The following is a 13,416-nucleotide window of genomic DNA, read 5'->3' on the forward strand; positions in this document are numbered from 1 at the left end:
GGTGGGGGAGGGGGCTCCGCTGACGATGTCGCTGCAGGCGATTGCCGACCGCAGGCGCTTTCTCGCGCTGACCATCGGCGGAGTGTCGGCATTCGCATGGTCCACGACGGCTCGTGCGCAACTCGCTCCGACGCCTGTCCGCAGACGCGCAGCTTCCGACGAGCACTCCGTCACGTCGCCGGCGAAGATCGAGGTCAATGCGCGACCGCTGCCTGCGTTCGACCTCCGCGATAGGACCCATCTGCGCTTCGGGATGCTGCAGTATCGCAGCGGCGTGGCGCTGACCTCGTCCTATCCCGGCTTCGGCGGCCTGTCTGGCATCCGGCTCGATGCCAAGGGTGAACGCTTCCTCGCGGTCAGCGACAAGGGCGGTTGGTTCACCGGCCGCATTGCTTATTCCGGCCGCGAAATCGCGGGGCTCGCCGATGTCGAAGCGGCGCCGCTGCTCGGTCCGGACGGACGGCCCATCACCGATCGCGGCTGGTATGATTCCGAGTCGCTCGCTCGCGATGGCGACATCGTCTATGTCGGCCTCGAGCGCGTCAACCAGCTCTTGCGCTACGATTTCGCCAAGGGCGGAACCGGCGCGCGCGGCGAGATCGTGCCGCTGCCGCCGGCCGCCAAGCGGCTACCCCACAACAAGGGACTGGAAGCGTTGGTAGTCGTGCCGAAGGGCCTGCCGCTCGCCGGCGCCCTGATCGCGCTCTCCGAGCGCGGTCTGGACCCGAACGGCAATCTGCTCGCCTTCCTGATCGGCGGACCCGCGGCGGGACAGTTCAGCATCGTCCGCAGCAACGAGTTCGACGTCAGCGATGCCGTGCTGCTGCCGTCGGGCGATCTGCTGGTGCTCGAACGCAAGTTCTCGCTGTTCAACGGGGTCGGCATTCGAATCCGCCGGCTGATGCTTGCGCAGATCGCGCCGGGCGCGCTGGTCGATGGTCCGGCGATCTTCTCCGCCGATCTCGGGCAGGAGATCGACAATCTCGAGGGCATCGATGCGCATGTCACGCCGGAGGGCGAGACCGTGCTGACGCTGGTGTCCGACGACAATTTCTCGATGATCCAGCGCACGCTGCTGCTGCAGTTCACGCTGGTGGAGTGAGCCGCGGCGCCGCTGCGGCGCCTCGCGTTGACCGCGCCTCGTCCATGATCGACACTCGCCGCCATCAGATCATCGCGTCCACCGTCGCAACCTGGAACTCAGCATGAGCGCCCTGTTTTCTCCGATCAAGCTGCGCCACCTCGAACTCGCCAACCGCATCATGGTGTCGCCGATGTGCCAGTACTCGGCCGAGAATGGTGCGGCCAATGACTGGCACTTCACCCACATCAACACGCTGGCGCTGTCGGGCGCGGCGATGTTCTGCATCGAGGCGACGCATGTCGAGCCGATCGGGCGCATCACCCCCGGCTGCCTCGGGCTGTGGGACGATACGACGGAAGCTGCGCTGAAGCCCATCCTGACCTCGGTTCGCAAACATGCGAAGGCTGCGGTCGCGATGCAGCTCGCTCATGCCGGACGCAAGGGCTCCAGCCACAAGCCGTGGGATGGCGGACAGCAGATTCCGCTCGCGGACGGCGGATGGCAGACGGTCGCGCCCTCGGCCCTGCCGCACAAGGATGGCGAGCTCGCGCCGCAGGAGCTCGATGCAGCCGGACTGAAGCGGGTGTGCGATGCGTTCGTTTCCGCAGCCCAACGAGCCGCGCGCCTCGGCATCGACGCGATCGAGCTCCACGGCGCGCATGGCTATCTGCTGCATCAGTTTCTGTCGCCGATCGCCAACCAGCGCAGCGACGCCTATGGCGGCTCGCTCGAAAACCGCATGCGGTTTCCGCTCGACGTGTTCGATGCGGTGCGGGCGGTATTTCCGGCGGACAGACCGGTCGGCGTGCGCGTCTCGGCGACCGATTGGGTCGACGGCGGCTGGGATCTCGATCAGACCATCACGTTTGCGCAAGAGCTGAAGCGCCGCGGCGCCGATTGGATCGACGTCTCCTCGGGCGGCGTGTCGCCGTTGCAGAAGATCACGCTCGGACCCGGCTATCAGGTGCCGTTCGCCGCGGCCGTGAAACAGGCGACGGCGCTTCCCACCATTGCGGTCGGTCTCATCACGCAGGCGCAGCAAGCCGAGGAGATCGTGGCCTCGGGCAAGACCGACATGGTCGCGCTGGCCCGCGGCATGCTCTATGACCCGCGCTGGGGCTGGCACGCCGCAGCGGAGCTCGGCGGACAAGTCGCCGCACCTCCGCAATACTGGCGCTCGCAGCCGTCGACGCAGAAGGAGCTGTTCGGCAGGACGACGTTCGGCGCACGCTGACGTGCAATTGATGACCGCAATGTTGCGCATCAGCGTTGCAAAATTCTGCGGTCATCATTCCGCCCGCGACACGGCTGACGATTGTCGCTGTCGGACGAAGTGCTAGACTTCGCAGACCACGTGCGGCGATGCCGACTCGTCTGGTCGTGTTTCGTCTCGCGTGAAGATGAGCGCATCGCAAAGATGCGCCGCAATATAAACGCGAGAGGAAAGCGCCATGGAAATCGGATATTTCACGATGCCCTCGCATCCGCCGGAGTGCGGATTGAAGGAGGGGCAGGAGTGGGACCTGCAGGTCCTGCGGTGGCTCGACGAACTCGGCTATCAGGAAGCCTGGATCGGCGAGCATCACACCGCGCCGTGGGAGCCGCATCCGGCGCCCGACCTGATTCTGGCGCAGGCCTTCCGCGAAACCAAGAACATCCGGCTCGGGCCCGGCGGCTTCCTGCTGCCCTATCATCACCCGGCCGAGCTCGCCAATCGCGTCGCGATGCTCGATCACCTCTCCGACGGCCGCCTCAATTTCGGCATTGCCGCATCCGGCCTGCCGAGCGACTGGGCGATGTTCAACGTCGACGGCATGAGCGGCCAGAACCGCGAGATGACGCGCGAGGCGCTGGAGATCATCCTGAAGATGTGGTCCGAGGACGCGCCATGGACGTACAAGGGCAAGTACTGGACGGTGACCAAGCCCGATGTGATGTTCGACTTCCTCAAGCCACACATCAAGCCGATCCAGACGCCGCATCCGCCGATCGGCGTCGCCGGCCTGTCGAAGAACTCCGACACGCTGAAGCTCGCCGGTGAGCGCGGCTTCATCCCGATGAGCCTCAACCTCAACCCCGCCTATGTGTCGTCGCACTGGGACTCGGTCGAGGCCGGCGCCGCCAAGTCCGGTCGCAAGCCCAGCCGCAGCGATTGGCGGCTGGTGCGCGAGGTGTTCGTCGCCGATACGGACGAGGAAGCCTGGCGCTTGTCCTCCGGCGACATGATGGGACGGATGATGGGCGAATACTTCCTGCCCCTGCTCGGTCATTTCGGCTTCAAGGACTATCTGAAGCACTCACCCGATGTGCCCGATTCCGACGTGACGGTGGATTATTGCGCCAAGCGCAACTGGATCGTCGGCTCGCCGGCCACGGTGACCGAGAAGATCGAGAAGATCTGGCATGAGGTCGGCGGCTTCGGCACGCTGTGCGTGTTCGGCTTCGACTACAAGCACAGGCCGGAAGCCTGGCACAACTCGCTGCGCCTCTTGAAGCAGGAGGTCATGCCGAGGTTGAGCCACCTCAATGCCGACCTGACCAGGGCCGCCTAGTATATTGACGTCAGCATTCGCCCTCCCTTTCGGGCAGTGCTGGCGTCAAAAGAAGTGTAGCTAAAATCTTCGCGCGAGTGCAGCTTCAGATTTGACGTTTGGGTGACGGTCTTGCCGTTAGGACGGTCCAGGCGTCGAATCCGTTGCATGCGCGTGGCGGGTCTGACATTTGGGGGCGAGTCATGCGGTTTCGCGTCAGGAAGTTTGCCCATATCCTCGAACGCTCGGGTTTGGCTCTGGCGGGGGCCGCCTGCGGCGTCTTCGTCGGGGCCCATGTCGGCTCCAGCGTTCCGTTGCTGACCACGCAGGGCTTCCTGATCGTGATGATGCTATCTGGGGCACTGGGCTTCTATCTCGGCATCGACACGCCGCAACTCCCTTTTCATCCGCATGACGAGGACTCACCTGCGGAGACGAAGATCGATACGGCCGAATTCCTGAGCGCCGTCGGGACCTTTCTTGCGACCCTGACGGCGTTCTTCGCCGTCGCCATCATCATCCTGCGCGAAGATCCGCACATCGTCTGGACGTCGCTGATCATGGTCGGCTGGATCATTGGCGTGATCATGCAGATCGTTTCCGGCGCGATCGCGCGTCTGCGGCGCTGATTATCCCTGTTCAATTTTTGGGCTAACGCTGTCGCGAGTTTCATCTTGCGGCCGCGATCGCGATCGTGTGAGCCTTTGCATCAAGGGGCTCGACCTGTGAGCCGCGTCGTCCGGGGGCGCATTGCGCGACTGACACAGGTCCTGGCGACGTTTCCAAAGCGTTGCCCGCGGTCGTATTGGAGCCCGTTCTACGGCGCTGCGCGCGGACGATCCAACAGTCCATGCGCCCAGAGCAGGCATCACATCAGAAGCCGCATGGCGATATCGCGCACCTTGGCGCGCTTGATGCATCGCGGCCCGCAATGACATTTGGGAAGTTCATCATGTTGAAACGGGTGCTGCTGGGTGTAGTCATTGGCTGCGGACTGTCCGCGGCGCAAGCGGAGGAGCCGAAGGTCGGCGGCGTGGTCAACGCGGTGATTCAGCCCGAGCCGCCCGGCCTGATGCTCGCGATGGTCCAGAACGGCCCGACGCAGATGGTCGCCGGCAACATCTTCGAAGGCCTGCTGCGCTACAGCCCCAAGCTCGAACCGCTGCCCGGCCTCGCCGAGAGCTGGACCATCAGCCCGGATGCCAAGGTCTACACTTTCAAGCTGAAGCCCGGCGTGACCTGGCACGACGGCAAGCCGTTCACCTCGGCCGACGTGCTGTTCTCGATCGAGATGCTGAAGCAGACGCATGCGCGCGCCCGCAACAACCTCGTGATGGTCGAGAAAGTCGAGGCGCCGGATGATCTCACGGTGGTGTTCACGCTGAAGGAGCCGTTCGGTCCCTTCATCGGCATCTTCGAGGTCGGCTCGATGCCGATGGTGCCGAAGCACCTGTATGAGGGCACCGACTACAAGACCAATCCGAACAACAACGCGCCTGTCGGCACCGGCCCCTTCATGTTCAAGGAATGGCAGAAGGGCTCCTTCATCCGGATGGTGAAAAATCCGAACTACCATGAGAAGGGCAAGCCCTATCTCGACGAGGTCTACTGGCAGATCATTCCCGACGCTGCCGCGCGCGCGGTCGCCTTCGAGACCGGCAAGGTGGACGTGCTGCCGGGCGGCTCGATCGAGAATTTCGACGTGCCGCGCGTCTCCAAGCTGCCCGGCGCCTGCGTCACCGGCGCCGGCTGGGAGTTCTTCTCGCCGCTGGCCTGGATGTGGCTCAACAACCGCAATCCGATCCTGGCCAACAAGAAGGTGCGTCAGGCGATCATGTACGCCATCGACCGCGACTTCGCCAAGGACGTGATCTGGAACGGCCTCGGCAAGGTGGCCACCGGCCCGTCGGCGTCGACCATCAAGTTCTACAGCGACGACGTGCCGAAATATCCGTATGACCCGGCCAAGGCGAAGGCGCTGCTCAAGGAGGCCGGCTACAAGGGCGAGAAGATCCGCATGCTGCCGCTGGCCTATGGCGAGACCTGGCAGCGCTGGGGCGAGGCGGTGAAGCAGAACCTGCAGGATGTCGGCATGAACATCGAGACGATCGCGACTGACGTCCCGGGCGGCAACCAGAAGATCATGGAGTGGGACTACGACATCGCCTTCACTTATCTCTATCAGTACGGCGATCCCGCGCTCGGCGTCTCCCGCAACTACATCACCTCGGCGATCGCCAAGGGCCAGCTGTTCAACAACGTCGAGGGCTACTCCAACTCGGAGGTCGACAAGCTGTTTGCAGAGGGCGCCACGGCGCCGACCGACGCCAAGCGCAAGGAGGCCTATGACAAGGTGCAGAAGATATTGGCTGAGGACGTACCCGTTGCCTGGCTGCTCGAGCTGCAGTTCCCGACCATCACCAAGTGCAAGGTGAAGAACCTCATCACCACTGGCATCGGCGTCAACGACGGCTTTCGCGATGCCTGGCTCGACAAATAGCGGTGCACTCCGGGGCGCGGCCATGATCCCCGCGCTCCGGTGTTTCGCTGTCTTGCCGAGCTGACCTCCACGGACCTTTCATGCTCTCCTTCATCGCCCAGCGCGTCGTGAAAGGCGTCATCGTCCTTCTCGCCATCATCGTGCTGAATTTCTTCCTGATCCGGCTGGCGCCGGGCGATCCGGCCGTCGTCATGGCCGGCGAAGCCGGCGCCTCCGACCAGATTTTCGTGGCGCAGTTGCGCGAAAAATTCGGCCTCGACCGTCCGCTGCCGGAACAGCTTCTCATCTACGTCAAGGGCATTGCCAGCCTCGATCTCGGCTTCTCGTTTCGCCAGCAGGCGCCGGTCGCCAGGCTGATCGCCGAGCGGCTGCCGGCGACGCTGCTGCTGACGCTCACCGCGTTCGCGATCTCGCTCGGTCTCGGCATCCTGTTCGGCGCCCTCGCCGCGCGCTTCGCCGGCACGATCCTCGATACTGCAATTACTGTGCTCGCGCTGATCTTCTACGCGACGCCGCTGTTCTGGATCGCCCTGATCGCGATCCTGCTGTTCTCGGTCTGGGTCGATTGGTTGCCGAGCTTCGGCTATGAAACGGTCGGTGCCGGCTATACGGGAGTCCGCCATGCGCTCGACGTCGCCGCGCATCTCGCCATGCCGGCTGCCACGCTCGGCCTGTTCTTCATGGCGACCTACACTCGCATGACCCGCGCCTCGATGCTCGAGGTCAAGCGCCTCGACTTCGTCAAGACCGCGCGCGCGAAGGGGTTGCGCGATGGCGTCATCCTGCGCCGCCACGTGCTGCGCAACGCGCTGCTGCCGGTGGTGACCCTCGCCGGCGTTCACGCCGGCACCCTGGTTGGCGGCGCGGTGCTGACCGAGACGGTCTTCGCCTGGCCGGGCATCGGCCGGCTGATGTACGACGCGCTGATCCAGCGCGACTACAACCTGCTGCTCGGCGTGTTCGTGGTCTCCTCCGCCATGGTGCTGATCTTCAATCTCGTCACCGACCTCGTCTACCGACTGGTCGATCCGCGCATCGAGTACGCCTCATGAGGCAGTTCTGGCGCACCATGCTGCGCAGCCCGAGCGGCATCATCGGGCTGATCATTCTCGTTCTGGCGATCGTGATCGCGGTGGCCGGGCCGGTCTACTTCCCCAATTCACCATGGCGCATGGTGCAGCGGCCGTTCGTTCCGCCGTTCACGCTGTCGAAGGTCCCGCTCGGCACCGATGCGCTGGGACGCGACGTGCTCGCCGGCCTGATCTTCGGCGCCCGCGTCTCGTTGCTGGTCGGTCTCGTCTCGACACTCGTTGCGCTGATCGTCGGCGTGCCGCTCGGCGCCATCGCCGGCTATTTCGGCGGCCGCGTCGATGATGCGCTGATGCGCTTCACCGAGTTCTTCCAGACCATCCCGAGCTTCGCGCTCGCCATCGTGCTGGTCGCGATCCTGCAGCCGTCGATCTATTCGATCGTCGCCGCCATCGGCCTCGTCAGCTGGCCGCCGGTGGCGCGGCTGGTGCGTGGCGAGGTGCTGTCCTTGCGTACCCGCGAATATGTCCAGGCGGCCATCGTCACCGGACAGAGCAATGCCTGGATCATCTGGCGCGAGATCCTGCCCAACGCGCTGTCGCCGGTGATCGTGCTGGCCTCGCTGATGGTCGCGACCGCGATCCTCCTGGAATCCTCGCTGTCGTTCCTCGGCCTCGGCGATCCCAACCTGATCTCCTGGGGCTACATGGTCGGCGCCGGTCGCACCGTCATTCGTCAGGCGTGGTGGATCACGGTGTTTCCTGGCGTCGCGATCCTGCTGTCGGTGCTCGGCCTCAATCTGATCGGCGAGGGGCTGAACGATGCGCTCAACCCGCGCCTGTCGCGCGAGGGCAGGTGAGAAGATGGCCGATCCCGTCGTTGCCATCAGGAACCTCCGCATCGCCTTGCCGACGGGCGCAGAGCGCGCCCATGCGGTCGACGGCGTCTCGTTCGATCTCACCGCCGGCAAAATCGTCTGCGTGGTCGGCGAATCCGGCTCGGGCAAGTCGATGTGCGCGCATGCGCTGCTCGGCCTGCTGCCGGATACTGTCAGAGTCGAGAGCGGCGAGATCCGCTTCGAGGGACGCGACCTGCTTGCCGTCGATGCCGAAGGCTGGCGCGATCTGCGCGGCCGCCGCATCGCTATGGTGTTCCAGGAGCCGATGACCGCGCTCAATCCGCTAATGCGGATCGGCGAGCAACTGATGGAGGTGTTCGAAGCGCATGATCTGCTGAGCCCCCGGGAGCGCCGCGCCAAGGCGCTGGCGCTGGCGCGTGAGGTCGGGCTGCCAGATCCGGAGCGCATCATCCGCGCCTATCCGCATCAGCTCTCCGGCGGCCAGCGCCAGCGGGCGATGATCGCGATGGCACTCGCGCTCGAGCCGGCCGTGCTCGTCGCGGACGAGCCGACCACCGCGCTCGACGTCACGACCCAGGCGCAGATCCTCAAGCTGATCCGCAACCTGCAGGCCAGCCACAACATGGCGGTGATGTTCATCACCCATGATTTCGGCGTCGTCGCCGATATCGCCGACCAGGTCGTGGTGCTGCGCCATGGTAAGGTGGTGGAGGAGGGCACGGCCGCCGCCGTGCTCGGCCAGCCGCATCACGACTACACCAAGGCGCTGCTCGCGGCCGTGCCGTCGTTCGACCCGCCACCGCGTCAATCACGCGAGGCTGCTCCTCGGGCGGTGGAGGTGATCGGGCTCGACAAGACCTATGTGACGCCGACTGGCTGGTTCCGTCCGAAGCGTGAGACGCGCGCTGCGCATGCGGTCAATTTCGCAATCCATCAGGGCGAGACGCTCGGACTCGTCGGCGAGTCCGGCTCAGGAAAGTCGTCCGTTGCGCGTCTGGTGATGCGGCTGATCGAGGCCGATCGCGGCACGGTGCGGATCGGCGATGTCGATCTCACGGCGCTGGACGGCCGCGCATTGCGCGCGCAGCGTCATCGCATCCAGATGATTTTCCAGGATCCGTTCGCCTCGCTCAACCCGCGCCGCAAGGTCGGCCGCATCATCGCCGACGGCATGGTCGCCCGCGGCACCGCGCTCGACGCAGCGCTGAAACGCGCGCAGGAATTGCTCGGCATGGTCGGGCTCGACGCCGGCGCCATCGGCCGCTACCCGCATGAATTCTCCGGCGGCCAGCGTCAGCGCATCGGCATTGCGCGCGCGCTCGCGCTCGATCCGGAGATCATCGTCGCGGATGAAGCGGTGTCGGCGCTCGACGTGTCCGTCCAGGCGCAGGTGCTGCGGCTGCTGGAAGATTTGAAGGCGCGCCTTGGTCTGTCGATGCTGTTCATCACGCATGACCTGCGGGTGGCCGCGCAGATCTGCGATCGGATCGCTGTCATGCAGAAGGGCGAGATCGTCGAGCTGAAGCCGACCGCGGCGCTGTTCGCTAATCCCGAACACGCCTATACGCGCGAGTTGCTCGCTGCCGTGCCCGGCCGCAAGCACGGGATGGCGTGATTGTGCGTAAGCCGTCGGCCGGTCGGAACGATGGAGCACCGGGTCGGGTTCAATTCCTTGCAACATCTTCGGCGTATTTGGATTATAATAGAAAGGGCCCCGATGAGGCCGCAGGGTGGTCGTCCAAGCCGGTCCGCGCCAAGACAGCGGGCTCCGCCTACCCGAGGCCGTCATTGAACCGTGCCTATGCTATGCCAGTCTCGACAGGATGTCGCAGCGGCGTTCACCATTCCAACGAGGACTGTCATCATGTCGGAGCGCAAGCCAACGGCCGCCGTGCGCGAGGCTCACAAGGCCTTCAAGCCGGCCGAGCCGCCGAGGAGCGACTATGAAAAGGCTCAGACCGCGTTCGATCAGAACCGCGAGCGACTGAAGGCCGAGCGCCTGGCGCGCGAAGCGGCCGACAACGCCGGTAAACAACCGAAAAAGCTGGCGTGAACGCCAGCCTCTTTCCGTCGGGTCCGTCGTTTTCGGCGGACATGCCGTCGTTCGCTCAGCTGCGCGGCGTTGCAGAGGTGAGTGAATCCCGCGGCCGATCACGATCGGGGCGCGTCGAGGTCGTGGAGGGCAGCACGCCCGGCCGCGACGCAGGTACCTTCTTGACCGGCGCAGGCAGCAAGCCTTCGCGGATGGCCAGCTTGCGCGCGACTTTGCGTTGGCGCCTGATTGCATCGGATTTCTCGCGCGTCTTGCGTTCCGATGGCTTCTCGTAGGATCTGCGGCGCTTCATCTCGCGGAATACGCCTTCGCGCTGCATCTTCCGCTTCAGGATGCGCAACGCCTTCTCGACGTCGTTGTCACGAACAAGAACCTGCAAAAGTGTCCTCCTTGTCTTCATCTCTATCGATGAAATTAGGTTGGCGAAGCCGATCAGCGCTGCGGCGGGGGAGCGGCGCGCTCAGCAGAGCGGCGTCAATGAAACGTGTTGCTCACAATGTGATGAGCACAATACGTGCGAGACACGATGATCCCCTTCGTCGGAAGGCGGGAGCACGAGTGTCTCTCAGCCATCGATGGCCAGGCCGTTACCGATGGTCCAGTGAAGATAAGGGCAATTTGCTGATATTGCCAGCGTGAGCCGACTCACGGTTCCGGCTCTCGGCAAACTATATTTGCCGCGTGGCCTTGTATTCCCCCAGAAAATCTCTACCTTGAGGTAGTTCGATTAGCCGCTGTGCCTTTCTGAATGTGCCTGTGGGCTATTTCCAAAAGTCATCGCTCAGTTGAATGAGGATCGCGTGATGGTCGCGCGATTAATGATTTGGAGATAGACATGCAGGGTACCGTCAAGTGGTTCAACGGCCAGAAGGGCTTTGGTTTCATTCAGCCGGAGGATGGCGGGAACGACGTGTTCGTTCACATCAGCGCGGTTGAACGCGCTGGTCTCGCTGGCTTGGCTGAAGGCCAGAAAGTCAGTTTTGAGGTCAAGACGGACAAGATGCGCGGTAAAACCAGCGCAGAAAATCTCGCGCTGGTCTGATCGTACTGATCTGACGTCTTGGGCCATTTCACGGATGTACTGAAATGGCTGGTTTGCCCGCTCGATCCTGTATTGAGCGGGCTTTCTGCGTCTCGACGGTAACCCGCATCTCCGGAAGGATCAGTCGATGGCCACCAAGAGGATGTCAGAACGCTCCCCCGAAAGCATTGCGCGGTCAGAGCGCCAGCGCGTCGCCGCCGAGGACGGGGCGAAGGCGCGCGCCGAATGGGACCAGCGCGCGATGGCGGTCCGCAAGAACATGGAGCGGCTGCGCGTGTTGCGGCTCGCCAAGGAAGCGGAAGCTGCGCAAGCGGGTCCTGTTGCTGCGCCTGCGCCGAAGCGGCGGAAGAAGGTCGCTCGCTAGGGCTGCTTCATCTCGCCTTCCGACGTCGGCTGCCCGGTGGAACTATCGGAACTTCAGATCCGTTGCTGGTGCTCGAACAAACGGGCGATCCATGCCTGATCATTACGCCTCAACCGCGTCCCGCGTACAGATCCGACCTTCGTACCGAGGAGGCTGACGTGGCCAAGTTGACAGCTACAGACGTTCGCATTGCAAAGGACGAGACGCAGCGTGGAGGCCAGACGATCGCATTTGCGCTTGCAATCGGCGCTACGCGGCAGGTCTGTCATCTCGAGACCTGCTTCGGCACACGCAATCAGGCGTTCGCTTATCTGCAGCGAAACCGCACGGCGTTCGAGCAGATGGCGCGCGAGCAGTTCGCCCGTGGCGAGGTGACCGACGGCGTCATCCATCTGCGCATGATCTGAGGCGATCCGCCACGCGCGAGCCTCCGAAGACGCTGCTCGACCCGCAACGCGCTGTTGCTGCTACTCCGCCTTCTGTTTGACCGGAAGCGGTACGCGCTCATAGGACGCGGGCAGATTGACGGGCCGGTAGTCCTGCGATTCCGCGATCCGCATCAGCACGCTCTCGTGGATGAACGCGCCCTCGGGAATGAAGCGCGGCTCGCAATTCGGAATGTAGAATCCGAAACGCGCCTTGCGCTCCGGCCACTCCTTGTACGTCGCGCTCTTCGGCAGCCATTCGAGCAGCCGCCAGGCCGGCCTCATCGAATCGTGCAGGGGGCCCTGGATGCTCGGCGCCACATAGGAGAACGGGCTGTTCTTGCGCTGCACGCCCCAGGCGAGCTGGTTCACCGTGCGCGGATTGACCGCCAGCCCCGCCTCAACCGCCTCGTCGATCATCCACAGCAGCGGATACTTCGAGACCGCCGACTGCGCCTCGGGATAACCGCCGCCGACGTCGCAATGTACGCCGGCGAACCACACCTGCTTGGCGTCCTGCGGTCCCGCATGCGCCTTGTTGAAGCGGTTCGGCGTGAAGGTCTGTGGCATGTTCCACGGCTTCAGCCGGAACATGCAGCGCCGTTCGTCGATCGCAGCGGCCTGCCGGAAAATCTTCACGCTCGGGTTCTCGATCGAGAAGGCGAGTTCCTCAAGGCTGGGGAGGGCGAGGAACCGGTCGGTGCGCGGCACGATGACGCTGGCCACCGTGTCCCACACGCCGACGAAATGGATCGTTGGCCAGCGTGTCGAGGTGATGCGCGCGAATTGCGCGGCCTGATCGTCGCGGCTCTCGGGAATCGGCCCTTCGTCCTCGGTGCTCTCGACCTCGGTGGTGATGCCGCGTCCGGCCTTCGGATTGTCGGAGGAGTACTTCTTGTAGGCGATCACGCCCGAGCCGGCGAGATTGATCTGATCGGGCGAGATCAGCCCGACCTTGTGGATCAGTCCGGCAAGCACGCGCACGGTGTAGGCGCCGCGTGAGAAGCCGAACAGGAAGATGCGGTCGCCTTGCTGGTAATGCGTGGCGAGGAAGCAGTAGGCCCTGATGATGTTGTCGTCGAGGCCGTACCCGGTGGCGAGCCCCAGCACCATGTTGAAATTGGCCCTGAAGCGATGCCAGCTGTCCGGCTGTGTCAGGGTGCCGACGCCGGGATCGTAGAACACGGCCTGGAGTGGCGTCGTCTTGTCGGTCTTGCGCAGGCAGCGATAGAGCTTGAGCACGTTCGAGATGTTTTCGCTGATCTCGTTGCCGGTGCCGTCGCAGCAGATGACAATATTCTTCATGACAAAGGAATGTCCGCGATAATGCTACCGCAACGAGTGTAGAGCATCGGGCTGGTGTTGGGGAGGTCGGTTCCTATGGCACTTCGTCTGGGTCGCTGTTGCGCGCCGCGCGACGGACATAGCGAAGTGATCGAATGGCGCCGCCGTACGAACGGATGGTCGCTCGACGTGTCCGGTCGCCCCGCGCCGGCTGCCGTGTCCAGAGTTGTCGGCTGGTCACGGCA

Annotated in this window: 14 protein-coding genes; 12 read left to right on the plus strand and 2 right to left on the minus strand. The window is 64.1% G+C overall.

The window, feature by feature from the left end:
- Nucleotides 1-25: 25 nt before the first annotated feature.
- The 9 genes from QX039_RS14685 to QX039_RS14725 all read left to right on the plus strand — a co-directional run bounded on the left by QX039_RS14685 (nt 26) and on the right by QX039_RS14725 (nt 10,056).
- On the plus strand, nt 26-1,102 hold the full coding sequence (locus QX039_RS14685; protein WP_315735173.1) for an esterase-like activity of phytase family protein: 1,077 nt from the start codon (nt 26-28) through the stop codon (nt 1,100-1,102).
- Between the two features lie 103 nt (nt 1,103-1,205).
- Nucleotides 1,206-2,318 (plus strand): NADH:flavin oxidoreductase/NADH oxidase, encoded by a 1,113-nt coding sequence (locus QX039_RS14690; protein WP_315735171.1) that lies wholly within the window; start codon nt 1,206-1,208, stop codon nt 2,316-2,318.
- Between the two features lie 217 nt (nt 2,319-2,535).
- Complete coding sequence (locus tag QX039_RS14695; RefSeq protein WP_315735169.1) at nt 2,536-3,636, plus strand: LLM class flavin-dependent oxidoreductase; 1,101 nt, start codon at nt 2,536-2,538, stop codon at nt 3,634-3,636.
- Between the two features lie 182 nt (nt 3,637-3,818).
- Entirely contained in the window at nt 3,819-4,244 is a 426-nt protein-coding gene (locus tag QX039_RS14700) for a hypothetical protein (protein ID WP_315735167.1), read from the plus strand.
- A gap of 323 nt (nt 4,245-4,567) precedes the next feature.
- Nucleotides 4,568-6,115 carry an ABC transporter substrate-binding protein gene (locus QX039_RS14705; RefSeq protein WP_315735165.1) on the plus strand — a complete coding sequence of 516 codons (1,548 nt, stop codon included), beginning with the start codon at nt 4,568-4,570 and terminating at the stop codon, nt 6,113-6,115.
- 80 nt (nt 6,116-6,195) lie between these two features.
- Nucleotides 6,196-7,167, plus strand: coding sequence for an ABC transporter permease (locus QX039_RS14710; protein ID WP_315735163.1), 972 nt, complete (start codon nt 6,196-6,198; stop codon nt 7,165-7,167).
- The gene (locus QX039_RS14715) at nt 7,164-8,003 is read left to right on the plus strand and encodes an ABC transporter permease (RefSeq protein WP_315773198.1); all 840 of its coding nucleotides are present in this window, start codon (nt 7,164-7,166) and stop codon (nt 8,001-8,003) included. Before QX039_RS14710 ends, QX039_RS14715 begins: the two co-directional genes overlap by 4 nt.
- Before the next feature lie 4 nt (nt 8,004-8,007).
- Nucleotides 8,008-9,618, plus strand: a complete 1,611-nt coding sequence (locus QX039_RS14720) for an ABC transporter ATP-binding protein (protein ID WP_315735159.1) — start codon at nt 8,008-8,010, stop codon at nt 9,616-9,618.
- A gap of 249 nt (nt 9,619-9,867) precedes the next feature.
- Complete coding sequence (locus tag QX039_RS14725; protein ID WP_315735157.1) at nt 9,868-10,056, plus strand: hypothetical protein; 189 nt, start codon at nt 9,868-9,870, stop codon at nt 10,054-10,056.
- Between the two features lie 55 nt (nt 10,057-10,111).
- On the opposite strand, the gene rpsU is transcribed toward QX039_RS14725, so the two are convergent.
- Entirely contained in the window at nt 10,112-10,435 is a 324-nt protein-coding gene (rpsU, locus tag QX039_RS14730; RefSeq protein WP_315773200.1) for a 30S ribosomal protein S21, read from the minus strand.
- A gap of 456 nt (nt 10,436-10,891) precedes the next feature.
- Between rpsU and QX039_RS14735 the strand changes: the two genes are divergently transcribed.
- The 3 genes from QX039_RS14735 (at nt 10,892) to QX039_RS14745 (ending at nt 11,869) form a co-directional block, all read left to right on the plus strand.
- On the plus strand, nt 10,892-11,098 hold the full coding sequence (locus QX039_RS14735; protein WP_315735153.1) for a cold-shock protein: 207 nt from the start codon (nt 10,892-10,894) through the stop codon (nt 11,096-11,098).
- 127 nt (nt 11,099-11,225) lie between these two features.
- Complete coding sequence (locus QX039_RS14740; protein ID WP_315735151.1) at nt 11,226-11,462, plus strand: transcriptional regulator; 237 nt, start codon at nt 11,226-11,228, stop codon at nt 11,460-11,462.
- Nucleotides 11,463-11,524: 62 nt separating this feature from the next.
- Complete coding sequence (locus QX039_RS14745) at nt 11,525-11,869, plus strand: hypothetical protein (RefSeq protein WP_315756922.1); 345 nt, start codon at nt 11,525-11,527, stop codon at nt 11,867-11,869.
- Nucleotides 11,870-11,929: 60 nt separating this feature from the next.
- On the opposite strand, the gene QX039_RS14750 is transcribed toward QX039_RS14745, so the two are convergent.
- Entirely contained in the window at nt 11,930-13,192 is a 1,263-nt protein-coding gene (locus QX039_RS14750; RefSeq protein WP_315773201.1) for a DUF2235 domain-containing protein, read from the minus strand.
- Nucleotides 13,193-13,416 lie beyond the last annotated feature (224 nt).

Origin of the sequence: Bradyrhizobium sp. SZCCHNR1043 (assembly GCF_032489675.1) — a bacterium.
GTDB lineage: Bacteria > Pseudomonadota > Alphaproteobacteria > Rhizobiales > Xanthobacteraceae > Bradyrhizobium.

What these genes read in the sequence shown, in the direction of transcription:
- QX039_RS14685 (WP_315735173.1), top strand. Translation starts at nt 26, where the DNA reads ATGTCGCTGCAGGCGATTGCCGACCGCAGGCGCTTTCTCGCGCTGACC.
- QX039_RS14690 (WP_315735171.1), top strand. Translation starts at nt 1,206, where the DNA reads ATGAGCGCCCTGTTTTCTCCGATCAAGCTGCGCCACCTCGAACTCGCC.
- QX039_RS14695 (WP_315735169.1), top strand. Translation starts at nt 2,536, where the DNA reads ATGGAAATCGGATATTTCACGATGCCCTCGCATCCGCCGGAGTGCGGA.
- QX039_RS14700 (WP_315735167.1), top strand. Translation starts at nt 3,819, where the DNA reads ATGCGGTTTCGCGTCAGGAAGTTTGCCCATATCCTCGAACGCTCGGGT.
- QX039_RS14705 (WP_315735165.1), top strand. Translation starts at nt 4,568, where the DNA reads ATGTTGAAACGGGTGCTGCTGGGTGTAGTCATTGGCTGCGGACTGTCC.
- QX039_RS14710 (WP_315735163.1), top strand. Translation starts at nt 6,196, where the DNA reads ATGCTCTCCTTCATCGCCCAGCGCGTCGTGAAAGGCGTCATCGTCCTT.
- QX039_RS14715 (WP_315773198.1), top strand. Translation starts at nt 7,164, where the DNA reads ATGAGGCAGTTCTGGCGCACCATGCTGCGCAGCCCGAGCGGCATCATC.
- QX039_RS14720 (WP_315735159.1), top strand. Translation starts at nt 8,008, where the DNA reads ATGGCCGATCCCGTCGTTGCCATCAGGAACCTCCGCATCGCCTTGCCG.
- QX039_RS14725 (WP_315735157.1), top strand. Translation starts at nt 9,868, where the DNA reads ATGTCGGAGCGCAAGCCAACGGCCGCCGTGCGCGAGGCTCACAAGGCC.
- QX039_RS14735 (WP_315735153.1), top strand. Translation starts at nt 10,892, where the DNA reads ATGCAGGGTACCGTCAAGTGGTTCAACGGCCAGAAGGGCTTTGGTTTC.
- QX039_RS14740 (WP_315735151.1), top strand. Translation starts at nt 11,226, where the DNA reads ATGGCCACCAAGAGGATGTCAGAACGCTCCCCCGAAAGCATTGCGCGG.
- QX039_RS14750 (WP_315773201.1), bottom strand. Translation starts at nt 13,192, where the DNA reads ATGAAGAATATTGTCATCTGCTGCGACGGCACCGGCAACGAGATCAGC.